Source organism: Tabrizicola sp. T46, assembly GCF_057219895.1.
This window is the reverse complement of record NZ_JBXVVV010000003.1, coordinates 178,486-200,204: the sequence shown is the minus strand read 5'-3', so window position 1 is coordinate 200,204 and position 21,719 is coordinate 178,486. Positions and strand designations below refer to the sequence as shown.

Here is a 21,719-nt window from a genome sequence, read left to right as displayed (position 1 = left end):
CTTCGGCAGGGGAACCATCTTGACCTATCTTTTCTTCGTACTCGGCCTCGCGATGCTGTTTCTAGGGGGCGAGGCGCTGGTGCGCGGCGCTTCGGCAGTGGCGCGCCATTTCCACCTTTCGCCGATGGTCATCGGCCTGACCATCGTCGGTTTCGGCACCTCGGCGCCCGAACTTCTGGTGTCCTTGCAGGCCGCCCTCGAAGGGCAGCCGGAGATTGCCATCGGCAACGTCGTCGGCTCCAACATCGCCAACATCCTGCTGATCCTCGGCATCTCCGCCCTGATCGCGCCGCTGATCATCCCAGGCAAGGCGATGTGGCGCGACCTTGCCTTCATGCTGGCCGCGACGGCGATCCTCTGGGCCATGCTGCTGGGCGACACGCTGACCCGCGGCTACGGCGCGGTCCTCCTTCTTGGCCTTCTGGTCTTCTTGCTCGTCACCTTCAAGTACGGGAAGGTCGAGCCCGACCCCGACCGTCCCGAGGAAAACCAGCTCAAGGCCTGGGCCTTCACGTTGGGCGGCCTTGTGGTGCTGGTGATCGGCGCGCGCTTCCTTGTCGACAGCGCGGTCGAGATCGCCACGACCTTCGGCATTTCCGAGGCGGTGATCGGCCTGACCATCGTCGCGGTCGGCACCTCGCTGCCGGAACTTGCGACCAGCGTCATTGCGGCCTACCGCAAACACACCGAAATCGCAGTTGGCAACATCGTCGGGTCGAACATCTTCAACATCTTCGGGATCCTTGGCATCACGGCACTGATTGCCCCGATCCCGGCAGACCCGCGCTTTGCAACCATCGACATGCCTTGGGCCATGGCCACTGCTGTCGGATTGACGGTGATCGCCTTCCTTCTGAACGGGCTGCCGCGGATTGCGGGCGCGCTGCTGCTTGCCGCCTACGCCGGCTACATCTTCCTGATGGCCTGAGTCTTCCGGCCCGGCGCGTCCCTTCGGCTGCGCCGGGCCATCTTTGTGGGAAAGTTGCGCAGCGCGGCGGCATGTCGCAACAATAGTTCAAAATCTGCCGCCACTTGCGACATTTTCGTATTGCAAATCCCGTTGACGCCCGGCATACCCCGCCCTACTGTTCCGTCCGAACATGAGGGGAAGCGCCAGATGGCCGCAGTTCTTGTCATTGTAGGAAGGATGCGCATGGGCCGGTGACGGTAAAGCCATTCAGGTTCCCATGCGCCCCCGAAGGAAACTCCGGGGGCTTTTTGTTGCGCTAAGGAGATGACGATGTCGAAGCAGATGACCGGTGCGAAGATGGTGATCCAGGCCCTGAAGGATCAGGGGGTCGAGGTTGTCTTCGGCTATCCCGGCGGGGCCGTGCTTCCGATCTATGACGAGCTGTTCCTTCAGAACGACATCCGCCACATCCTTGTGCGCCACGAACAGGGCGCGGTCCACATGGCCGAAGGCTATGCCCGGTCGACCGGCAAGCCCGGCGTGGTCCTCGTGACCTCGGGTCCAGGGGCCACGAACGCGGTCACGGGCATGGTCGACGCGCTGATGGATTCGATCCCCCTCGTCGTCCTGACCGGCCAGGTCCCGACCTTCATGATCGGCACCGACGGGTTCCAAGAGGCCGATACCGTCGGCATCACCCGCCCCTGCACCAAGATGAACTGGTTGGTGAAGGACACGGCGAAACTGTCCGAGACCATTCACCAGGCCTTCCACGTCGCCACCCACGGCCGCCCCGGCCCGGTGCTGATCGACATCCCGAAGGACGTGCAGTTCGCTACCGCCGACTACACCCCGGCCGAAAAGGCGAAGATCACCCATTACCAGCCGAAGACCGAAGGCGACCCCGCCCAGATCGCCCGCCTTGTCGAGATGATCGAGGATGCCGAACGCCCGATCCTCTACACCGGCGGCGGCGTCATCAACTCCGGCCCGCGCGCGAGCCAGCTTCTGCGCGAGCTGGCCGCCGAGACGGGCTTTCCGGTCACCTCGACCCTGATGGGCCTCGGTGCCTATCCCGCATCCGGCAAGAACTGGATCGGGATGCTCGGGATGCACGGGCTTTACGAGGCGAACCTCGCAATGCACGGCTGCGACGCAATGATCAACATCGGCGCGCGGTTCGACGACCGGATCACCGGACGGATCAAGGACTTCTCGCCCCGCTCGCGGAAGGCCCACATCGACATCGACCCCTCTTCGATCAACAAGGTGATCCGGGTGGACATCCCCATCGTTGGCGATGTGACCCATGTGCTTGAAGAGGTGCTCCGCCAGTGGCGCGCGCGCGGCAGCCGCGTGAACAAGGCGGGGCTGGCGAAATGGTGGGCGCAGATCGAGGAATGGCGCGCCGTGAAGTGCCTGACCTACAAGCCCTCGACCACCACGATCAAACCGCAATACGCCCTGGAACGGCTTGAGGCCCTGACCCGCGGCATGGACCGCTACATCACCACCGAGGTCGGCCAGCACCAGATGTGGGCGGCCCAGTTCCTCGGCTTCGAAGACCCCAACCGCTGGATGACCTCCGGTGGCCTTGGCACGATGGGCTATGGCCTCCCCGCCTCCATCGGCGTGCAGATTGCCCACCCCGAGGCGCTGGTGATCAACGTCGCGGGCGAAGCATCCTGGCTGATGAACATGCAGGAAATGGGCACCGCCATCCAGTTCCGCGCGCCGGTGAAGCAGTTCATCCTGAACAATGAACGCCTTGGCATGGTCCGCCAGTGGCAGGAACTCCTCCATGGCGAGCGCTACTCGTCCTCCTGGTCCGAAAGCCTGCCCGATTTCGTGAAACTGGCCGAGGCTTTCGGCTGCAAGGGCATCAAGGTCGACCGCCCGCAGGACCTTGACGACGCGATCATGGAGATGCTGCGCTTTGACGGTCCGGTGATCTTCGACTGCCTCGTTGAAAAGCACGAGAACTGCTTCCCGATGATCCCCTCCGGCAAGCCGCATAACGAGATGCTCCTCGGCGACGCGGACACCCAGGGCGTGATCGGCGCGAAGGGGGCCGTGCTGGTCTGACGATGCAGGACCAGCAGTCCCGACAGGTGGGGGACGCGCGGCTGCGCGTCCTTTCCTCCGGCTGGATCGCCAAGGCGATAGCGGTGGGTTGTGCACTCACAGTCATCTGCACGTTTTCGGTCCTCCAGTCCGGCTTCCGGCTGACCTCGGGCACCGATGAAGTGGCCCTCAGCAACGACTTCCGCGTCTTCTGGTCGGCGGCGACGCTTGCCGTGCAAGGCGAGTATCTTGCCGTCTTCGACACTGATGCGCTGACGGCCATCCATAACGTCAACCCCGACGACTGGATGCCCTGGCTTTATCCGCCGGGCTTCCTTATCCTGCTCCTGCCCTTCGGCGCGCTGCCTTACGCCACCGGCTTTGCCATCCTGGCGTTCCTCTCCTGCGTCAGCATCGCCCTTGCCGTGCGGCCCTTCGTCACCGGATCGACCTTCTCCTTTCTGGCCTTTGCCCTTGCCCCTGCCTACCTGCCGATCCTGGTTCTGGGGCAGAACGGCCTGATCTGGCTCGCCGGGCTGATCGCGGCCCTTGCCGCCTTGCGCGACGAGCGCTGGGTCCTCGCCGGGGTCATCATCGGCCTCCTGACCCTGAAGCCGCAGTTCGGCCTTCTGATCCCGGTTGCCCTGATCGCCGCCGGTCTCTGGCGGACAACGGGTGTCGCGACCCTGACCACCCTGGTCGTGGCGGCCCTGCCGACCCTCGTCACCGGGCCGGAGTACTGGACGCTCTTTGTCCAGCGCATGGCCGAGTACGGGCAGCGCGTTGTCGGAGCGATCCAGTCACTCGATCTCATGGCAAGCCCCTTCGCGCTCTTCGTCCGGCTGGGCATACCGGCCGAGACGGCGCTGACACTGCAAGCCGGCGTGACCGGTGCCGCCGGGCTGTCAGTTCTTGTCATCTGGCGTTCCCGGCAGGTTGGATTTGATGTGAAAGCTGCCGCCCTCCTGGCGGCAAGCCTGCTCGCCTCGCCCTATGCCTGGCATTACGAGGCTGCCTTCATGGCGCCTGTCGGACTGTTCCTCTTGCGGGCCGGCCTCCTGCAGGCAAGGCCGATGCATCTCGTCTTCCTTGGTCTTCTATGGTTTGGGGCAGGCGTTCAGGCGATGGCGATCTTCGTCGGGCTTGGCGACGTCCGATTCCCCTGGGCCTTCCTGGTGACACCGCTGATGCTCTTGTGCCTGATCCTGTGCCTGGTGCAGGTTTCTCGGACAAAAGCCAGCCTGGCCGTCCGGCAATAGGAAGGGGCCAGTAGCACCATGCGACAGCCGGGAAAACGCACAGCAGAGCGCGAGGCGGGCGACCGCAGGATCGCCGCCCTTGCCGGCAAGGGGGGCTGGCCCGTAGTCGCCATTGGCGCCGCGATCACCCTGGCCTGCACCGTCCTGACCGTTGCCAGCGCCTACATGCTGACGTCCGGCGACGGACCGCGCGCCCTGGACAATGATTTCCGTGTGTTCTGGGCGGCGGGCCAACTGGCGCTGGACGGGGATTTCCTCGGCCCGTTCGACACCGCGAAACTGACAGCCGTGCACAACGTCGGCCCCGAATACTGGATGCCGTGGCTCTATCCGCCCGGGTTTCTTCTTGCGATGGCCCCCTTCGGCGCGGTCAGCTATGCCACGGCCTTCACGATGATGACCCTTCTGTCCCTGGTGCTTCTGGCCACTGCGGTCCGGCCGTTCGCGGGGGGATCGCGGGTCGCATGGGTGGCTTTCAGCCTCGCCCCGGCCTATCTGCCGATCCTGGTCGGGGGCCAGAATGGCCTGATCTGGCTGGCGGGTCTCATCGCGGCTCTTGCCGCCCTGCGGGACGGGCGCTGGGTTCTCGCCGGTCTCCTGATCGGACTCCTGACACTGAAGCCCCACTTCGGCCTCCTTATCCCAATCGCCCTGATCGCTGCCGGCCTGTGGCGGACGACTTTCGTCGCGACGCTGACCGCCCTTGTCGTCGCGACTGTCCCGACACTGGCAACGGGTGCGACATACTGGACCCTCCTGTTGCAACGGATGGAGGAACATGGTCAGCGGGTCGTCGGCTCCATCCGGTCACTCGACTTCATGTCAAGCCCGTTCGCCCTTTTTGCTAGGCTTGGGCTGCCGTCCGAGACGGCCCTGACGCTTCAGGTCGGGGTGACCGTTGCTGCTGCTCTGGCCGTGCTGATCGTCTGGCGCTCGGCTGCTGGTGCCTTCGATGTGAAGGCGGCCGCGCTTCTCCTCGGAACGCTGCTGGCCTCACCCTATGCCTGGCATTATGAAGCGGCGATCATGGCCCCTGCTGGCCTCTTTCTCTTGCGGGCAGGCGTTCTGCAGCCAAGGCCGTTGCACCTTGTCCTTCTGGCGGTTCTCTGGATGGGTGCTGTCCTTCAGGCCCTGGTGGACCAGTTCGGCATCGGCAATCTCTATTTCCGCTGGGCCTTCCTTATTCCTCCGGCACCGTTCTTCTGCCTCGTGCTCTGCGTGTTCCAGGTTCGGGCTGCAAGCCGGCCGTCAGCAGGAACCGCGTGATGCAGGAACCACTGACCGAAACGGCGACCTTCCCGGACAGGGCCACTGCCGACGCCCGGCTTTCCACCCTGTCCGGCAAGCGGCTTTGGCAATTCGTCGGCTTCGGCGCGGCGATGACGCTGATCTTCACCTTCTCGATGGTCGCCACCGCCTTCATGACGACCTCGGAGGCAGGGGTCGACCCCGGCACCCGGGCGCTCGACATGGATTTCCGCACCTTTTGGGCTGCGGCGCGTCTGGCCTTTGAAGGCGAGCCCTTGGCCGCCTTCGACATGGCCCGCCTGTCCGAAGAGCACCGGTTCTTCGATGCAAGCTGGCTGCCCTGGCTCTACCCGCCCGGGTATCTTGTCCTGATCGCCCCCCTTGGCGCGCTGGCCTTTGCGCCCGCCTTCCTTGTCACGACGCTTGTTTCCCTTGGCCTCATCGCGCTTGCGGTGCGGCCCTTCGTGGCCGGGAACCGCGCAGTCTGGCTGGCCATGGCGCTGTCGCCCGCCTATATCGCGGCCCTTGTCATCGGCCAGAACAGCCTGATCTGGCTCGCTTGCTTCCTTGCGGCCCTCGCCGCGCTGCGTGGCGAACGCTGGCTATTGGCAGGGGTGTTTATCGGCCTTCTCACCCTGAAGCCGCAGCTTGGGGTGATGATCCTGGTCGCCCTTCTGGCCGGTGGTTTCTGGCGCACGATCCTCGCGGCTTCGGTGACTGCCATCCTGATTGCGGTCCTTCCCACGCTGATGGTCGGGATCGACTACTGGCCGCTCTTTCTTGACGGGCTCTCGGAACAGGGCGACCGGGTCCTGAGCGGGATCAGTTCGACCAACCTCATGGTCGGCAGCTTCTACCTCATGGTCCGCGCGGGGCTTCCGCCCGAGACCGCCCTCATGGCGCAGACCGGGCTCGCCGTCCTGTGCGCCCTTTCGGTCTTCCTTGTCTGGCGTTCGGACCGCGTAGGCTTTGACGCCAAGGCCGCAACCCTGGCCACCGCGATCTTCCTGTCCGCCCCCTATCTCTGGTTCTACGAGGCGGCGCTGATGGCCGTGACGGGGCTCTTCCTCTTCCGCGCCGGGCTGCTGGACCAGACCCCGCGCTGGCAGCTTGCCCTCGTCGCACCTTTCTGGCTCGGCACCGGGCCGCAGGCGGTCGGCGTCTACCTTGGCCTTGAAAGCCGCTTTCCCTGGGCGCTTCTCTACGTCCCGCTCATGCTTTATGCGCTCGCCCTGTGCCTGCGCCACGCCCTGACTCTTCACCGCACCACGCCAAGACCGGCATAGACCACTCACCGATCGGACCGCACCCATGTCAGCCCTGAACATCAAGAAAGGCTCGTCGAGCCACTCCGCCTACGACCTGCGCGACAGCCACACCCAGGTCGAGGAAAGCCATACCCTTGCCGTTATCGTCGAGAACGAGCCCGGCGTCCTTGCCCGCGTCATCGGCCTTTTCTCGGGGCGCGGCTACAACATCGACAGCCTGACGGTGGCCGAGGTCGACCATACCGGCCACCGCAGCCGCATCACCATCGTTACCCGCGGTACGCCCGCCGTCATCGACCAGATCGAGGCGCAGCTTTCCCGCATGGTCCCGGTCTACGCCGTCCATGACCTTACGGCCGAGGGGCCCTCCGTCCAGCGCGAGCTTGCGCTTCTGAAGGTCGCCGGCACCGGTGCCGCCCGGGTCGAGGCGCTGCAACTGGCCGAGATCTTCCGCGCCAATGTCGTCGACAGCACGCTGGAAAGCTTCGTCTTCGAAATGACCGGAACATCCGAGAAAATCGACGCCTTCGCCGAACTGATGCGTCCCCTGGGCCTGGTCGAGATCGCCCGCACCGGCGTCGCCGCCCTCGCCCGGGGCGTCTGAGGCGCATGCAGGACAGGGCAGAGATCCTCGCCGGCGACGCAAGGCTGCAGGCCTTCGGCGGGAACCGCACTGCCCTTGTGGTCTTCCTCGGTGTCAGCGGGGCCCTCTTCCTGATGGCGATCATCGTCGCGGTCGCCTTCATCCTGACCGCCGACGGCACGCCGCGGACACTCGACTCGGACTTCCGCGTCTTCTGGGCCGCCGCCCGCATCCTTTTGTCCGGCGATCCGCTGGCGGCCTTCGACGATGCCCGGCTCGACGCCGAGTACGGCGAGGTGACAGAGGCCTGGATGCCCTGGCTTTACCCGCCGGGCTATCTCTTCCTGATCGCGCCCTTCGGGCTTCTGCCCTATGCGGTGGCCTTCCTTCTGATGACGCTGATCTCGGTCGCCGCGATGGCCCTTGCGGCGCGCCCCTTCGCGGGCGGGGTCCGCCCGGTCTGGGCCGCCCTCGCGCTTGCGCCCGCCTACCTCCCTGCGCTGGTAATCGGCCAGAACAGCCTGATCTGGCTTGCCGTCCTCCTGGCCGCCCTGCACGCCCTGCGTACCGGTCATGCGGCCCTTGCCGGCATCCTCATCGGCTGCCTGACGCTGAAGCCGCAGCTTGGCCTCCTGATCCCCATCGCCCTTCTCGCCGCCTGGCAGTGGCGCACGATCCTGGCCGCCGCCGCGACCACGATCCTCCTCGCCGCGCTGCCGACGCTGGTCACCGGGGTCGGCTACTGGCGGCTCCTGGTCGAGAAACTGGGCCTCCACGCCGACCGCATGGTCACCCTGATCGGCGAGCTTGACCTGACCGTCGGCCCCTTCTTCCTTGCGAGCCTCCTCGGCCTGCCCACCCCGGCGGCCCTCGCGCTGCAATGGACCATCACCGGGATCGCGGCCCTGTCGGTCTTCGTCTTCTGGCGCTCCCCGCGCATCGGGTTCGATGCCAAGGCGGCCCTCCTCCTGACCGCGATCCTCCTCTCGGCGCCTTACCTTTGGTACTACGAGGCCGCGATGATGCCCGCGATCGGGCTTTTCCTTGTACGCGCGGGGATCCTGACGACGCGGCCCCTGCACCTTGTCCTTCTCCTTCTCCTCTGGATCGGGGCCGGGCTGCAATCGGCAAACATCTTCCTGCACCTCGTCCCCGACCGCTACCTCGGCGGCGTGATCGTGACCCCGGTCCTTTTCATCGCCTTCGCGCTCTGTTGGCTCCATTTCCGACGCGGGGCGCGCCTTGCCCCGCAGACCACCTGAGCCCGCTCCCCGCAGACGCTACCGCCCGGTAAAGCGCGGCGGCCGCTTCTCCTGAAAGGCCGCGACGCCCTCGCGGAAATCGGCGCTCGCACCGCAGACCCCCTGCAACCGCGCCTCCAGCGCCAGTTGCGCGTCGAGGGGCTGATGGAACGCCCCCCGCACCGCCTCTTTCAACGCCGCATAGGCCCCGGTCGGCCCCGCCGCCAGCCGCTCGGCCCGCGCCGTCACGACAGCGGCAAAGCTTTCGTCCGGCACCGCCTCCCAGATCATACCCCAGTCCGCCGCCTGCCGCGCCGGGACCGGTTCGGCCAGAAGCGCCGCCCCCATCGCCCGCTGCAGGCCAACGCGCTGCGGCAGGAAGGCCGTCCCGCCCGCATCCGGGATCAACCCGATCCGCGCGAAGGCTTGGATGAAGCTGGCGCTTTCCGCCGCGATCACGAGGTCACAGGCAAGGGCAAGGTTCGCCCCCGCCCCCGCCGCCACCCCGTTCACCGCCGCGATCACCGGCACCGGCGCATCGACGATCGCGCGGATCATCGGCACGTATTCGTCGTTCAAGACGGCCTCGAACCCCGCCGCGTCCAGCCCTTCCGCATCGGTCAGGTCCTGGCCCGAGCAGAACCCCCGCCCCGCCCCGGTCAAAACGATCACGCGGGACGACCAGCCCGCCCGCAAGGCTTCAGTCAGCTCGGCCCTGATGCCACGGTTCAGCGCGTTCATCACGGTCGGGCGGTTCAGCGTGATCCGGCAGATACCGCCTTCGGTTTCAACGATCACAAGGTCCGACATGAAGCACCTCTACCAGCCGTTCGCGCCTCCCGCTCCGTGGGACGGGAATGGGGTTGGGGGGACACGTGCTCCCCACCGCAGACATGGCTAACCCGACCGGAGGGCAAGGCCAAAGCCGAACGCCGCGTCACTCTTTCAGGATTTCCTTCAGCCGGGCTTCCTCGGCCTCGGACAGCTTCGCCTCGGGCACGAGCCGCCGCCGCTGTGCCGCCACCGCCACCGCGATCGCCGCAAGGAACAGCGCCGGTCCGGCCAGCCAGAGGATCAGGTTCGACCCTTCGGCGCGCGGATTGAACAGCACGAACTCGCCATAGCGCGCGACGATGTAATCGACGACCTCCTCATCCGTATCCCCCGCCATGATCCGCTCGCGGATGATCAGCCGCAGGTCGCGGCTGATCGCGGCGTGCGAATCGTCGATCGATTCCCCCTGACAGGTCGGGCAACGGATCTCCTTGCTGATCGCCCGCGCCCGCGCCTCAAGTGCCGGATCGGCCAGCATCTCGTCCGGCTGCACCGCCAGGACAGGCGCCGCGATCAGGCACAGGGCCAGGGCGTAGGGTGGGAAGTATGCCCACCACCGTCTGGGAAACCCGCTCATTCCGCCGGAACCCCGGCCGGCACCCGCTTTGCGGCACCTGCAGCCACCCGGTAGCGCCGGTCGGTCAGGCTCAGAAGCCCGCCCAGCGCCATCAGCGCACAGCCGGCCCAAAGCCAGTTGGCAAAAGGCTCGATATAGCTGCGCACCGCCCAGCCGCCCGATTGCTGCCGGTCACCCAGCACGATGTAGACATCGCGCAGGAAGGCATAGTCGATCGCCGCCTCGGTCGTGGGCATCCCGGCCACCGGATAGATGCGCTTTTCGGGGTTCAGCTGCACCACTTCCTGCCCATCGCGGAAGACCGTCAGGAAGCCCATGGTCGACAGGTAGTTCGGCCCCTCGACCTCGCGCACATCGTCAAGGCGCACCTCGTACTGGCCCAAGGGGAAGGTCTCGCCGATCTGGACCACGCGGATATCCTCGATCTTCCAGGCCAGCATTGCCGAGACGGCAAAGATCGTCACGCCAAGCCCGCCATGCGCCACCGCTTTGCCCCAGTCCGACCGGGGAAGCCGTCCAAGACGGGCGAAGCGGGACGTCAGCCCCTCGCGCCCCGTCCGCGCCCAAAGGTCGGCCAGGGCGCCGAACAGGACCCAGGCCCCCAGCGCAAGCCCGATGGGCCCCAGCGCCGTCCGGTTGGTCTGCATGGCCCAGGCCAGGGCACCCAGCGCCAGCGACAGGATCATGACCGGCACCAGCGCCTTCAGGCTCCGCTCCAGCGATCCGCGCTTCCACGCCAGCATCGCGCCCGGCGGCAGGATCAGCGCAAGGGCGACGACAAAGGGCGTGAAGGCTGCGTTGAAGAAGGGCTCACCGACGCTAAGCGTCCGATCCAGCAACAATTCAGCGATCAGCGGCCAGATTGTCCCGATAAAGACAACAAAGGCTGACACCGCAAGGATGATGTTGTTCGCCACCAGGGCACTTTCGCGGCTGACGACCGAGAACACGCCCTTCGCCTCCATCACGCCGGCGCGGAGAGCGTAAAGCATCAGCGCCCCGCCGGTGAAAACGCCGAGGATCAACAGGATGAACACGCCCCGATCCGGGTCATTGGCAAAGGCATGCACGCTGGTGATGACCCCCGACCGCACGATGAAGGTGCCGATCAGGCTGAACCCGAAGGCCATGATCGCCAGAAGGATCGTCCAGGCCTTCAGGCTTTCGCGCTTTTCCACCACGATCGCGCTGTGCAGAAGCGCGATGGCCAGAAGCCAGGGCATGAAGCTTGCATTCTCCACCGGGTCCCAGAACCAGAACCCGCCCCAGCCCAGTTCGTAATAGGCCCACCAGGACCCCAGCGCGATCCCGATGGTCAGGAAGATCCAGGCCGCCAGCGTCCAGGGCCGCACCCACCGCCCCCAGGCGGCATCGACCTTGCCCTCGATCAGCGCGGCGACGGCAAAGCTGTAGGCCATGCTGAGGCCGACATAGCCAAGATAGAGGAACGGCGGATGGAAGGCCAATCCGGGGTCCTGCAACAAGGGGTTCAGGTCCTGTCCATCCATCGGCGGAGTCGCCAGCCGCCAGAAGGGATTGCTGGTCAGAAGCATGAACAGAAGGAACGCCACCCCCACCATCCCCTGCACCGCCAGCACGCGCGCTTTCAGCCGGTCAGGAAGGTTCCCGCCCCAGACCGCCACCGCCGCGCCATAGACCGCAAGGATCAACACCCAAAGGAGGAGCGACCCTTCATGGTTCCCCCAGACCCCGCTGATCTTGTAGAGAAGCGGCTTCTCGGTATGCGAGTTCGACACCACGACCGCCAGCGAGAAGTCCGAGGCGACGAAGGCCCAGGTCAGCACCCCGAAACTCGCCGCCACCAGCGCAAGCTGGACCAGCGCCGCCGTCCCCCCCAGCGCCATCAGCCGGCTGTCATTCACCTGCGCGCCCCACAAGGGCAGCGTGGACTGCACCAGCGCCACCATCAGCGCCAGGATCAGCGTGAAATGCCCAAGCTCGACGATCATGCCCTGCTCCCCTTTTCCGCTATGATAGGCCCTCGCCCGGTCCGGGGAAAGAACCTGCGCCCTTCGGTCGCGCAGAATTGGGCGCCCGGACCCGGCGTTTCGCCGGAACTTCCCCACCGCCACCCGCCGGATTGCCCGTTGCCACCGGCAGACCCGCCCCGCTACACCGGTCGCAGGAACGGAGGCCAGACATGCCCAAGACCATCCTCATCGGTGCCCCCATCGATTCCGGACAGAAACGCCCCGGCTGCCTCATGGGCCCCTCCGCCTACCGCGTCGCCGGCCTTGCGCGCGAGATCGCCGCCGAAGGCCACAGTGTCGAGGATTGGGGCGACCTTGCCCTTCCCCCCCTGACCCAGCCCACCTGCCCCAACCCCGCCGTCCATTCCCTGGCCGAAACGCTCGGCTGGTGCGAGGTCCTGACCGACCGCGTCGACGACGCCCTCTCCCAGGGCGGCTTTCCGATCATCATGGGCGGCGACCATTCGCTCGCCCTCGGCTCGGCCGCCGCCGCCGCCGCTTTCGCCCACCGCCAGGGCCGCCCGCTGTTCCTCCTCTGGCTTGACGCGCATTCCGATTTCCATACGCCCCTCACCACGACCTCCGGCAACCTTCACGGCACGCCCCTGGCCTACATCAACGGGCGTGAGGGGTTTGACGCCTTCCCGCCCTTCCCCGCCCCCGTCCCCGCCCGCCGCATCTGCATGTTCGGCATCCGCTCGGTCGACCCCGCCGAACAGGCCGCGATGCAGGAACGCGACATCCACGTAAACGACATGCGCGTCATCGACGAACACGGCATCGTCGCCCCACTCCGCGCGTTCCTGTCGAAATGCCGGGCCGAGGGCGGAATGCTGCATGTCTCGCTCGACGTCGATTTCCTAGACCCCACCATCGCCCCCGCCGTCGGCACCACCGTTCCGGGCGGTATCACCCACCGCGAGGCGCATCTCGTCATGGAACTCCTCCACGAGTCCGCCCTCGTCACCTCGCTTGACCTTGTCGAGCTGAACCCCTTCCTCGACGACCGCGGCATGACCGCCCGCCTGATGGTGGACCTTGTGGGGTCCCTCATGGGCAAGAAGGTCTTCGACCGGCCCACCAGAGCGAAATGAGACGAGCAATATGACCCTGAACCTCGTCCCCTTCGTCTCGGTCGACCACATGATGAAACTGGTCCACCACATCGGCATCGACCGCGTGCTGATCGACCTCGCCGCCGAGATCGAGGCCGATTTCCTCCGCTGGCCCCAGTTCGACAAGACTCCGCGCGTGGCCAGCCACTCCGACATCGGCGTGATCGAGCTCATGCCCACCTCGGATGGCGAGACCTACGGCTTCAAATACGTGAACGGCCACCCCGAGAACATGAAGCGCGGCCTGCAGACCGTCACCGCCTTCGGGCTATTGGCGGACGTGGCGACGGGTTATCCCCTGCTTCTCTCGGAAATGACGATCCTCACCGCGCTCCGCACGGCAGCGACTTCTGCGATGGCCGCGAAATGGCTCGCCCCGAAAGGCTCCACCACCATGGCGCTGATCGGCAACGGCGCGCAGGCCGAATTCCAAGCCCTGGCCTTCCGCGCGATCTGCGGCCTTACCGAAGTCCGCCTCTACGACATCGACCCCGCCGCCACCGCGAAATGCGTCAAGAACCTCGCCGGGCGCGGCCTGAAAGTCACCCCCTGCCGCACGGCGGAAGAGGCGATCCTCGGGTCGCAGATCATCACCACCGTCACCGCCGACAAGCAGTATGCCACGATCCTGACCGACAACATGGTGGGCAGTGGCGTCCACATCAACGGCGTCGGCGGCGACTGCCCGGGCAAGACCGAGCTTCACCGCGACATTCTTCTGCGCTCGTCGATCTTCGTCGAATACCCGCCCCAGACCCGCATCGAGGGCGAGATCCAGCAGCTTGCCCCGGACCATCCGGTCACCGAGCTCTGGCAGGTCATGGCCGGCCAAGCGCCGGGCCGCACATCCGCCGATCAGGTCACGCTCTTCGATAGCGTCGGCTTCGCCATCGAGGACTTCTCGGCCCTGCGCTACGTCCGCTCGAAACTGGCCGAAACCGGCCTTGGCACGATGCTCGACATGATCGCCGATCCCGACGACCCGCGCGACCTTTTCGGGATGCTCCTGCGCGCCGCCTGACGGATGCACAAGTTTTCTGCGAAAACTTGACCATGAACCTTCGCAGTAGGTTCGTACACCCTCAATGCAGCCGGAACTCGCCCACCACGTTGCGCCATTCGCCCGGAGCAATCAGCTTCCTGTGCGTAAACCTCACCGAATGCAGCGGCCCTTCGATCTTTTCCTGCCAGAATTCGATGAACCGGAAAAGTTCCGGGTAATCCGGAGCCAGATCGTAGTCCTGCCAGATGAAGCTGTTGAGAACACTGCGATAATCCGGCATCCGGTAGTAAAGCTCGGCCGTGGTCAGGCCATAGCCTTTCAGCATCAGTTCCGTCTCGCGCCCGGGCATTCATGACCCCCTTTCTGGTTGCGCATGACAGAATCATGACACGGCCAGATTAATTTTCAACGAAAACAGTGTGTTGTCACTCAAACCTGATGGCTGCCAGCGTCGTCGTCGCCTGCCATTGCACCCCATAGCTTGGATGGTGTAAACTTCCGACAGCTAGATATTGTTCCCAGACCGAAGGCGCAGCGCACCGTGGCCGATACCCCGGAAACTCCTGAAAACACTGAAGAAAATCCGGAACGCCCGGTCAACCCCGGCGGGCATCACGGCCCGCAGATCGACATCGCCACCGAGATGCGCACCGCCTATCTCGACTACGCGATGAGCGTGATCGTTTCCCGGGCAATTCCGGACCTGCGCGACGGCCTGAAACCCGTGCACCGCCGCATCCTTTTTGCGATGCAGGAATCGGGGAACACGCACGACAAGGCCTACCGCAAATCGGCCCGTCCCGTGGGCGATACGATGGGGAAATATCACCCCCACGGCGACAGCGCGATCTATGATGCGCTGGTGCGCATGGCGCAGCCCTTCTCCATGTCGCTGCCCCTCCTCGACGGGCAGGGCAACTTTGGCTCGATGGACGGCGATAACGCCGCCGCCATGCGCTACACCGAAGTGCGGATGGACAAGCCCGCCGCCTTCCTGCTGGCCGATATCGACAAGGAAACCGTCGATTTCCAGGACAATTACGACGGCAAGGACAAGGAACCCACCGTCCTGCCCGCCCGCTTCCCGAACATGCTGGTCAATGGTGCCGGCGGGATCGCGGTCGGCATGGCGACCAACATCCCGCCGCATAACCTGGGCGAGGTGATCGACGGCACGCTGGCGCTGATCGAAAACCCCGACATCAGCATGGAACAGCTGATGGAGATCATCCCCGCCCCCGACTTCCCCACGGGCGGGCAGATCCTCGGCCGCTCCGGTGCGCGGAAAGCGTATCTTGAAGGGCGTGGCTCCGTCATCATCCGCGCCAAGACCCATGTCGAGGAAATCCGCAAGGACCGCTGGGCCATCGTCATCGACGAGGTGCCCTACCAGGTCAACAAGGCCACGATGATCGAAAAAATCGCGGAACTCGTGCGGGAGAAGCGGGTGGAAGGCATCGCCGGGATCGCCGACGAATCCGACCGGATCGGCGTCCGCGTCGTGATCGAGCTGAAGCGCGACGCCACGCCCGACGTGGTGCTGAACCAGCTTTTCCGCTTCTCAAGCATGCAGGTTTCGTTCGGCTGCAACATGCTTGCGCTGAACGGGGGCCGCCCGGAACAGCTCACCCTACGCGATTTTCTTAGCCATTTCATCACCTTCCGCGAGGAAGTTGTCGCACGCCGCACCGCCTTCGAACTACGGAAAGCCCGCGAACGCAGCCACATCCTCTGCGGCCTCGCCGTCGCGGTGTCCAACGTGGACGAGGTCGTCCGCACCATCCGCGCCTCTGCAGACGCGGCGCAAGCGCGCGACAAGCTGATGACCCGCCGCTGGCCCGCGCAGGATATCGCCGCCTACATCAAGCTGATCGACGACCCCAGCCACACGATCAACGACGACGGCACCTACAACCTCTCCGAAGCGCAGGCCCGCGCGATCCTTGATTTGCGCCTCCAGCGCCTGACCGCCTTGGGCGTGAAGGAAGTCACCGACGAACTCGAAGAGCTCGCCGCCAAGATCAAGGACTACCTCGACATCCTCGGCTCCCGCGACCGGATCATGGCGATCATCTCCGACGAACTCCGCGAGGTAAAATCCCTCTTCGCCGTCCCCCGCCGGACCGAAATTACCGACTGGTCCGGCGACATGGAGGACGAGGACCTGATCGAGCGTGAGGACATGGTCGTCACCATCACCTCCGGCGGCTACATCAAGCGCACCCCCCTCGCCGAATTCCGCGCCCAGAACCGCGGCGGCAAGGGTCTCGCGTCGATGCAGACCAAGGACGACGACGTCGTCACCACGCTCTTCGTCGCCAACACCCACACCTGGCTTCTCTTCTTCACCACCGACGGCATGGTCTACAAGCTGAAGACCTGGCGCCTGCCCCTCGCCGGCCGCACCGCGAAGGGCAAGGCGCTGGTCAACATCCTGCCCATCCAGAACGGCATCACCATCGCTGCCCTGATGCCCGTCGACGTGCCCGAGGAAGACTGGGGCAACCTCCAGATCGTCTTCGCGACCTCCGACGGCGACGTCCGGCAGAACGACCTTTCCGACTTCACCAACGTCATGCGCAACGGCAAGATCGCGATGAAGCTGCCCGAGGGCATCACCCTTGTGAACGCCGCCATAGCCGATGACCAGGACGACGTGATGCTGGTTACCGAAGCCGGCCGCGCCATCCGCTTCTCCACCACCGAGATCCGCGTCTTCAAATCCCGCGGCTCCACCGGCGTCCGTGGCATCCGGCTGGCGGACAATGACCACGTCGTCTCCATGTCCATCATCCGCCACTTCGAAGCCACACCCGAGGAACGCGAAGCCTACCTCAAGCAGCGCCGCCTCATGGCCGGGATCACCGAGGATGACACCGACGACGAAGAGGAACACGTCCCCGCCGGCCAGCTTTCGCCCGAACGCTACGCCGAGATGTCGGCGGCTGAGGACCTGATCCTCACCGTGACCAAGGGCGGCTCGGGCAAGCTCTCCTCCTCCCACGACTACCCCGTCCGGGGCCGTGGCGGCATGGGCGTCAAGGCCATCTCCCCCGGCCCCCGCGGCGGCCGCATCATCGCCTCCTTCCCGGTCGAGCTTTCCGACCAGATCATGCTCGCCACCTCCACCGGCCAGTCGATACGCGTCCCGGTCGACCAGGTCAGCTTCCGCTCGCGGTCGGCAGGCGGCGTCCGCGTCTTCTCGATCGCGGCGGATGAGGAAGTCGTCTCGGTCGCCCGCGTGGCGGATCAGGGTGATGAGGCTTGAGGACCGCCTCGCCGCCCTCGCGGCGGCGGGCGAAACCACCACCTACGGCGATCTCGCGCGCGAGCTCGGTCTTCGCATGGGCGAACTGACCGGGCGACTTGAGGCTCTGATGGAACGGGACGCAGCGGCCGGAAAACCCTTCCGCGCCGCCCTCCTCCGCCAGCGCCTGTCACCCGAGCACCTTCCCGCCCCCGGCTTCTTCCTGAAGGCCGCCGAACTCGGCCAGCCGACTGACAACCCCGCAGCCTTCGTCGCCGACCAGCGCCGCCGTCTCCGCGGCTGAACTGTGCAAAAAAGCGAAGAAGCCCTGCAATTCTGGCGAATTTGCACGATCGCGCGAAGGTGCAAGATCGCGGGCATCCGGCTTTGACCCGGCCAGCAACAGCACGAGACACCCATGGACCAGCTCCGCACCTACTCCCCGCTCATCGCCCGCCTGATCATCGGCGGCTTCTTCCTGATGGCCGGCGTCGGCAAGATCGCCGACGTCCCCGGCACCGCCGGCTACATCCAGTCTGTCGGCCTGCCCGGCTTCCTCGCCTGGCCCGCCATCATCTTCGAGATCGCCCTCGGCCTTTCGCTGATCGTCGGCTACCAGATCCGCTACGCCGCCCTTGCAGGTGCTGCCTTCTGCGTCTTCACCGCCGTCTTCTTCCACAACAATTTCGCCGACCAGATCCAGATGATCATGTTCCTCAAGAACTTCGCCATCGCCGGCGCGTTCCTGATGTTCTTCGCCTTCGGCCCGGGCAAGCTCGCCCTCGACAAGGCCTGACCTGACCCCAAGGCCGGGGGCAGCACAGCCCCCGGCTTCCCTTTCCGGCCGATCCGTCCTACATCGGCCCCATGCGTGATCCCCTGCACATCATCGGCGGCGGCATGGCGGGCTCCGAGGCCGCCTGGGCCGCCGCGAACCTTGGCGTCCCCGTGGTGATCCACGAAATGCGGCCGAAGGTTGCCACCTTTGCCCACCGCACCGGCGACTTCGCCGAGATGGTCTGTTCCAACTCCTTCCGCTCGGATGACCACGAACAGAACGCCGTCGGCCTGATCCACTGGGAAATGCGCGCCGCCGGCAGCCTGGTGATGGAGATGGCGCTGCAACATCGCCTTCCCGCTGGTGGAGCCCTTGCCGTCGACCGCGATCCCTTCGCCCGCGCCGTCACCGAAAAGCTGAAGGCCCATCCGCTGATTTCCACGTCGTATGAGGAGGTTACCGAACTTCCCTCATCCGGTCGCTGGATCATCGCCACCGGTCCCCTGACCAGCCCCACCCTGGCCGAAAGCATCCGCCAGGCGACGGGGGCCGAGGCGCTCGCCTTCTTCGATGCCATCGCCCCCATCGTCTATGCCGAGACGATCGACATGTCCGTCGCCTGGATGCAGTCGCGCTACGACAAGGGTGAAACCGAGGACGAGCAAAAGGCCTACATCAACTGCCCGATGACGCGGGATGAGTACGAAGCCTTCATCGACGCCCTCCTCGCCGCCGACAAGACCGAATTCCACGAAGGCGAAACCGCGGGCTATTTCGACGGCTGCCTGCCGATCGAAGTCATGGCCGAACGGGGGCGAGAGACGCTGCGCCACGGCCCGATGAAGCCCGTAGGCCTGACCAACGCTCATCGGCCGGACGTGAAGCCCTACGCCGTGGTGCAGCTCCGCCGCGACAACAAGCTTGGCACCCTCTACAACATCGTGGGCTTCCAGACCAAGATGAAGTACGGCGCCCAAACCGCTGTTTTCAAGATGATTCCGGGCCTGCAGGACGCAAGCTTCGCAAGGCTCGGCGGCATCCACCGCAACACCTTCATCAACTCCCCCACGCTCCTCGATCACCAGATGCGGCTGAGATCCCACCCGCATCTGCGCTTTGCCGGCCAGATCACCGGCGTCGAAGGCTATGTCGAAAGCGCCGCCATGGGCCTCCTCGCCGGCCGCATGGCCGCGCATGAGCTTCTCGGCAAGACCCTTCCCCCGCCGCCGCCCGAAACCGCGACGGGCGCGCTCATCACCCACATCACCGGCGGGGCCGAGGCGAAGACCTTCCAGCCAATGAACGTGAACTTCGGACTCTTCCCCCCGATCGACGCCAGGGGCGGCCGCAAGGGCCGGAAGGACCGCTACAAGGCCTATACCGACCGCGCGAAACAGGCCTTCTCCGCATGGCTCGGGGCATGAGAAACCCCGCCCCGGGCCTGGCCCGGGGCCTCCCGGGTTGCATGAGGCCCCGGGTCAAGCACAGGGCGCGGTCAACATGTTCGTAACCCGCTTCGCCCCTAGCCCGACCGGCCCCCTCCACCTCGGCCACGCCTATTCCGCGATCCTCGCCCATGACATGGCCCGCGCCGCCGGTGGCCGCTTCCTCCTCCGGATGGAGGATACCGACCTCGACCGCTGCCGCCCCGAATGGGATGCCCTCATCCAGGAAGACCTGCGCTGGCTTGGCCTCTCCTGGGACGGTCCCATCCACCGCCAGTCGCAGCACATCGCCGGCTACAACACCCGCCTCGAAACCCTTGCAGACACGGGCCTTCTCTACCCCTGCTCCTGCACCCGCGCCGACATCCGCGCCGCCCTTGCCGCACCGCAGGAAGGCGTCGCCTTAGCGGTCTACCCCGGCACCTGCCGCCACCGCGGGATGGAAACCCGCCAACCCGGCGACGCGCTCCGCCTCAACCTCGCCGCCGCGCTACAAACCGAAAAACTCCGCAGCCTCCCCACTCCGGGCTTCCTTGAAACCGGCCCCGCCCACGCGGGTTTCCACCCTATCGACGCGGCTGAGGCCATCGCCCGCATCGGCGACGTGGTCCTCTCCCGCAAGGGCGAGGACATCGTTGCCTATTTCCTCGCCTCCGCCTTCGACGATGCCGACCAGGGGGTCACCCATGTGATCCGGGGCGAGGATCTTTTCGACTTCACCCCGGTGCAGGTCATCCTGCAGCGCCTCTTCGGCCTGCCGACGCCCGTCTACCACCACCACCGCCTGATCCGCGACGATCAGGGCAAGCGCCTTGCCAAGCGTGACGACGCCCGTGCGATCTCGAAATACCGCGACGATGGCCTGACACCCGCCGACATCCGCCGGATGGTCGGGTTACCAAATCCTTAACGCCCACGCGCAAGGCTTTGTCTTTGCTGCATTTCTCAGTTTTGACCACTGTGGTCAGGGGCCATGATCTCCACCTCCTCACCGTCCCGGATCGCCGTATAGAAGCACGACCGCCGGTTGGTGTGGCAGGCCGGCCCCTCCTGCTCGACGAGCACCAGCAGGCAGTCCCGGTCGCAGTCCACCCGCAGCTCGACCAGCCGCTGGTGGTGGCCCGAACTCTCCCCCTTCGCCCAGAACGCCGCCCTTGACCGCGACCAATAGGTCACCTTCCCGGTCTCCAGCGTCGCCGCAACCGAGGCCGCGTTCATCCAGGCCACCATCAGCACCTCGCCCGAAACATGGTCCTGCGCGACGCAGGGGATCAGCCCCTGGGCATCGTATTTCAGGCTGGCAGGATCGAAGGACATGGGCTTCTCCTTGGCAGTCGGGCAGCGCGGGTCTACATAAGGGGTCAGTTGGGAAGATACCATGAGCGACAGCGACCTCATCAAGCTCTACTCCGCCCGGATCCTTGCGCTGGCCGCCGATATCCCGCATCTCGGCCGCCTTCCGGCCCCGCAAGGCACCGCCCGCCGGCGGTCCCCCCTCTGCGGGTCCACCGTGACGGCGGATGTCGTGGTCAAGGACGGCCGCATCGCCGACTTCGCCCAGGACGTGAAGGCCTGCGCCCTCGGCCAGGCTTCGGCGGCGGTGCTGGGAGAGGTCGCCATCGGCCGCACCCTCCCCGAACTTCAGGCCGCCCGCGACGCCCTCCGCGCGATGCTGAAGGACGGCGGTCCGGTGCCGCTGGCCCCCTTCCAGGACTACGAAGTCCTCCTCCCCGCCCGCGACTACAAGAACCGCCACGCCTCGATCCTCCTCGCCCTCGAGGCGATCTGCGAGGCGATGGAGGCCGCCCAGGCCGCCGCATAAAGAAACGCCGCGCATCCCTTGGGATGGCGGCGTCAGTGGCGCGTCTGGAAACGGCGGACGGCATGGCCTTGCGGGGCCGGGAAGGCCGTCACCCTTGGGGGACAGAGCGCGGGGCAGAAACCTCAGATCGCGGCCGGCAGCGACAGCACGGTAAACAGAAGAACAAAGAGGGCGACGACCCCGACGGCATCTTCCAAGGCCGAACGGGCATTTCCGGCGAGAAGGGTCTTCACGGCGTCTTTCATCGCGATCTCCATCCTTGTTGCTGTATTGTTCTCACACCTCTCGCTGCATGTAAAGAACTTTTTAAGAACATCCGCGAACATTTCGTGGA

General features: G+C 65.7%; 21 protein-coding genes. 15 read left to right on the top strand and 6 right to left on the bottom strand.

The annotated features are described in order from the left end of the window. Window positions 1–19: 19 nt before the first annotated feature. From AC2D9V_RS13850 to AC2D9V_RS13820, 7 genes are all read left to right on the top strand, one after another. Complete coding sequence (locus tag AC2D9V_RS13850) at window positions 20–928, top strand: calcium/sodium antiporter (protein ID WP_484714676.1); 909 nt, start codon at window positions 20–22, stop codon at window positions 926–928. Between the two features lie 312 nt (window positions 929–1,240). Further along, on the top strand, window positions 1,241–2,995 hold the full coding sequence (locus AC2D9V_RS13845; RefSeq protein ID WP_484714675.1) for an acetolactate synthase 3 large subunit: 1,755 nt from the start codon (window positions 1,241–1,243) through the stop codon (window positions 2,993–2,995). Window positions 2,996–2,997: 2 nt separating this feature from the next. Next, the gene (locus AC2D9V_RS13840; protein WP_484714674.1) at window positions 2,998–4,233 is read left to right on the top strand and encodes a glycosyltransferase family 87 protein; all 1,236 of its coding nucleotides are present in this window, start codon (window positions 2,998–3,000) and stop codon (window positions 4,231–4,233) included. A gap of 18 nt (window positions 4,234–4,251) precedes the next feature. After that, a complete protein-coding gene (locus AC2D9V_RS13835; RefSeq protein WP_484714673.1) occupies window positions 4,252–5,499 on the top strand; it encodes a glycosyltransferase family 87 protein in 1,248 nt (415 codons plus the stop codon). Beyond that, the gene (locus tag AC2D9V_RS13830; RefSeq protein ID WP_484714672.1) at window positions 5,499–6,767 is read left to right on the top strand and encodes a glycosyltransferase family 87 protein; all 1,269 of its coding nucleotides are present in this window, start codon (window positions 5,499–5,501) and stop codon (window positions 6,765–6,767) included. The genes AC2D9V_RS13835 and AC2D9V_RS13830 overlap by 1 nt, the downstream gene beginning before the upstream one ends. A 25-nt stretch (window positions 6,768–6,792) precedes the next feature. After that, the gene (gene ilvN, locus AC2D9V_RS13825; protein WP_484714671.1) at window positions 6,793–7,353 is read left to right on the top strand and encodes an acetolactate synthase small subunit; all 561 of its coding nucleotides are present in this window, start codon (window positions 6,793–6,795) and stop codon (window positions 7,351–7,353) included. A 5-nt stretch (window positions 7,354–7,358) separates the two neighbouring features. Beyond that, complete coding sequence (locus tag AC2D9V_RS13820) at window positions 7,359–8,594, top strand: glycosyltransferase family 87 protein (RefSeq protein WP_484714670.1); 1,236 nt, start codon at window positions 7,359–7,361, stop codon at window positions 8,592–8,594. Window positions 8,595–8,612: 18 nt separating this feature from the next. Here the strand turns inward: AC2D9V_RS13820 and AC2D9V_RS13815 are convergent, their stop codons facing one another. From AC2D9V_RS13815 to AC2D9V_RS13805, 3 genes are all read right to left on the bottom strand, one after another. Next, window positions 8,613–9,383, bottom strand: coding sequence for an enoyl-CoA hydratase-related protein (locus AC2D9V_RS13815; protein ID WP_484714669.1), 771 nt, complete (start codon window positions 9,381–9,383; stop codon window positions 8,613–8,615). Window positions 9,384–9,510: 127 nt separating this feature from the next. Next, window positions 9,511–9,984: a cytochrome c-type biogenesis protein gene (locus tag AC2D9V_RS13810; protein ID WP_484714668.1), complete on the bottom strand. Its 474-nt coding sequence runs from the start codon at window positions 9,982–9,984 to the stop codon at window positions 9,511–9,513. Next, window positions 9,981–11,954: a heme lyase CcmF/NrfE family subunit gene (locus AC2D9V_RS13805; protein ID WP_484714667.1), complete on the bottom strand. Its 1,974-nt coding sequence runs from the start codon at window positions 11,952–11,954 to the stop codon at window positions 9,981–9,983. The genes AC2D9V_RS13810 and AC2D9V_RS13805 overlap by 4 nt, the downstream gene beginning before the upstream one ends. A gap of 191 nt (window positions 11,955–12,145) precedes the next feature. On the opposite strand from AC2D9V_RS13805, the gene rocF reads away from it, so the two are divergent. Continuing rightward, window positions 12,146–13,069 (top strand): arginase, encoded by a 924-nt coding sequence (gene rocF, locus AC2D9V_RS13800; protein ID WP_484714666.1) that lies wholly within the window; start codon window positions 12,146–12,148, stop codon window positions 13,067–13,069. A gap of 10 nt (window positions 13,070–13,079) precedes the next feature. Continuing rightward, window positions 13,080–14,111 (top strand): ornithine cyclodeaminase, encoded by a 1,032-nt coding sequence (locus AC2D9V_RS13795; protein ID WP_484714665.1) that lies wholly within the window; start codon window positions 13,080–13,082, stop codon window positions 14,109–14,111. Between the two features lie 61 nt (window positions 14,112–14,172). Here the strand turns inward: AC2D9V_RS13795 and AC2D9V_RS13790 are convergent, their stop codons facing one another. Next, window positions 14,173–14,442, bottom strand: coding sequence for an usg protein (locus AC2D9V_RS13790; protein ID WP_484714664.1), 270 nt, complete (start codon window positions 14,440–14,442; stop codon window positions 14,173–14,175). Between the two features lie 192 nt (window positions 14,443–14,634). Between AC2D9V_RS13790 and gyrA the strand changes: the two genes are divergently transcribed. From gyrA to gluQRS, 5 genes are all read left to right on the top strand, one after another. After that, window positions 14,635–17,361, top strand: coding sequence for a DNA gyrase subunit A (gyrA, locus tag AC2D9V_RS13785; RefSeq protein ID WP_484714663.1), 2,727 nt, complete (start codon window positions 14,635–14,637; stop codon window positions 17,359–17,361). Then, window positions 17,351–17,644 carry a hypothetical protein gene (locus tag AC2D9V_RS13780; RefSeq protein ID WP_484714662.1) on the top strand — a complete coding sequence of 98 codons (294 nt, stop codon included), beginning with the start codon at window positions 17,351–17,353 and terminating at the stop codon, window positions 17,642–17,644. The genes gyrA and AC2D9V_RS13780 overlap by 11 nt, the downstream gene beginning before the upstream one ends. Window positions 17,645–17,758: 114 nt before the next feature. Next, a complete protein-coding gene (locus tag AC2D9V_RS13775; protein ID WP_484714661.1) occupies window positions 17,759–18,136 on the top strand; it encodes a DoxX family protein in 378 nt (125 codons plus the stop codon). A 71-nt stretch (window positions 18,137–18,207) separates the two neighbouring features. Further along, window positions 18,208–19,542: a methylenetetrahydrofolate--tRNA-(uracil(54)-C(5))-methyltransferase (FADH(2)-oxidizing) TrmFO gene (gene trmFO, locus AC2D9V_RS13770; protein WP_484714660.1), complete on the top strand. Its 1,335-nt coding sequence runs from the start codon at window positions 18,208–18,210 to the stop codon at window positions 19,540–19,542. Between the two features lie 76 nt (window positions 19,543–19,618). Beyond that, window positions 19,619–20,473, top strand: coding sequence for a tRNA glutamyl-Q(34) synthetase GluQRS (gluQRS, locus tag AC2D9V_RS13765; RefSeq protein ID WP_484714659.1), 855 nt, complete (start codon window positions 19,619–19,621; stop codon window positions 20,471–20,473). A gap of 35 nt (window positions 20,474–20,508) precedes the next feature. On the opposite strand, the gene hisI is transcribed toward gluQRS, so the two are convergent. Continuing rightward, on the bottom strand, window positions 20,509–20,880 hold the full coding sequence (hisI, locus tag AC2D9V_RS13760; protein ID WP_484714658.1) for a phosphoribosyl-AMP cyclohydrolase: 372 nt from the start codon (window positions 20,878–20,880) through the stop codon (window positions 20,509–20,511). A gap of 61 nt (window positions 20,881–20,941) precedes the next feature. On the opposite strand from hisI, the gene AC2D9V_RS13755 reads away from it, so the two are divergent. Further along, window positions 20,942–21,385 carry an iron-sulfur cluster assembly scaffold protein gene (locus AC2D9V_RS13755; RefSeq protein ID WP_484714657.1) on the top strand — a complete coding sequence of 148 codons (444 nt, stop codon included), beginning with the start codon at window positions 20,942–20,944 and terminating at the stop codon, window positions 21,383–21,385. 122 nt (window positions 21,386–21,507) lie between these two features. Here AC2D9V_RS13755 and AC2D9V_RS13750 read toward each other — a convergent pair whose 3' ends face one another. Then, window positions 21,508–21,630, bottom strand: coding sequence for a hypothetical protein (locus tag AC2D9V_RS13750; protein ID WP_484714656.1), 123 nt, complete (start codon window positions 21,628–21,630; stop codon window positions 21,508–21,510). Window positions 21,631–21,719 lie beyond the last annotated feature (89 nt).

Coding starts and splice junctions, on each gene's coding strand:
- AC2D9V_RS13795 (WP_484714665.1), top strand. CDS start 13,080: ATGACCCTGAACCTCGTCCCCTTCGTCTCGGTCGACCACATGATGAAA.
- ilvN (WP_484714671.1), top strand. CDS start 6,793: ATGTCAGCCCTGAACATCAAGAAAGGCTCGTCGAGCCACTCCGCCTAC.
- AC2D9V_RS13820 (WP_484714670.1), top strand. CDS start 7,359: ATGCAGGACAGGGCAGAGATCCTCGCCGGCGACGCAAGGCTGCAGGCC.
- AC2D9V_RS13790 (WP_484714664.1), bottom strand. CDS start 14,442: ATGCCCGGGCGCGAGACGGAACTGATGCTGAAAGGCTATGGCCTGACC.
- AC2D9V_RS13835 (WP_484714673.1), top strand. CDS start 4,252: ATGCGACAGCCGGGAAAACGCACAGCAGAGCGCGAGGCGGGCGACCGC.
- AC2D9V_RS13750 (WP_484714656.1), bottom strand. CDS start 21,630: ATGAAAGACGCCGTGAAGACCCTTCTCGCCGGAAATGCCCGTTCGGCC.
- rocF (WP_484714666.1), top strand. CDS start 12,146: ATGCCCAAGACCATCCTCATCGGTGCCCCCATCGATTCCGGACAGAAA.
- AC2D9V_RS13810 (WP_484714668.1), bottom strand. CDS start 9,984: ATGAGCGGGTTTCCCAGACGGTGGTGGGCATACTTCCCACCCTACGCC.
- AC2D9V_RS13775 (WP_484714661.1), top strand. CDS start 17,759: ATGGACCAGCTCCGCACCTACTCCCCGCTCATCGCCCGCCTGATCATC.
- AC2D9V_RS13755 (WP_484714657.1), top strand. CDS start 20,942: ATGAGCGACAGCGACCTCATCAAGCTCTACTCCGCCCGGATCCTTGCG.
- AC2D9V_RS13830 (WP_484714672.1), top strand. CDS start 5,499: ATGCAGGAACCACTGACCGAAACGGCGACCTTCCCGGACAGGGCCACT.
- AC2D9V_RS13840 (WP_484714674.1), top strand. CDS start 2,998: ATGCAGGACCAGCAGTCCCGACAGGTGGGGGACGCGCGGCTGCGCGTC.
- AC2D9V_RS13780 (WP_484714662.1), top strand. CDS start 17,351: ATGAGGCTTGAGGACCGCCTCGCCGCCCTCGCGGCGGCGGGCGAAACC.
- gluQRS (WP_484714659.1), top strand. CDS start 19,619: ATGTTCGTAACCCGCTTCGCCCCTAGCCCGACCGGCCCCCTCCACCTC.
- hisI (WP_484714658.1), bottom strand. CDS start 20,880: ATGTCCTTCGATCCTGCCAGCCTGAAATACGATGCCCAGGGGCTGATC.
- AC2D9V_RS13815 (WP_484714669.1), bottom strand. CDS start 9,383: ATGTCGGACCTTGTGATCGTTGAAACCGAAGGCGGTATCTGCCGGATC.
- AC2D9V_RS13805 (WP_484714667.1), bottom strand. CDS start 11,954: ATGATCGTCGAGCTTGGGCATTTCACGCTGATCCTGGCGCTGATGGTG.
- trmFO (WP_484714660.1), top strand. CDS start 18,208: ATGCGTGATCCCCTGCACATCATCGGCGGCGGCATGGCGGGCTCCGAG.
- AC2D9V_RS13845 (WP_484714675.1), top strand. CDS start 1,241: ATGTCGAAGCAGATGACCGGTGCGAAGATGGTGATCCAGGCCCTGAAG.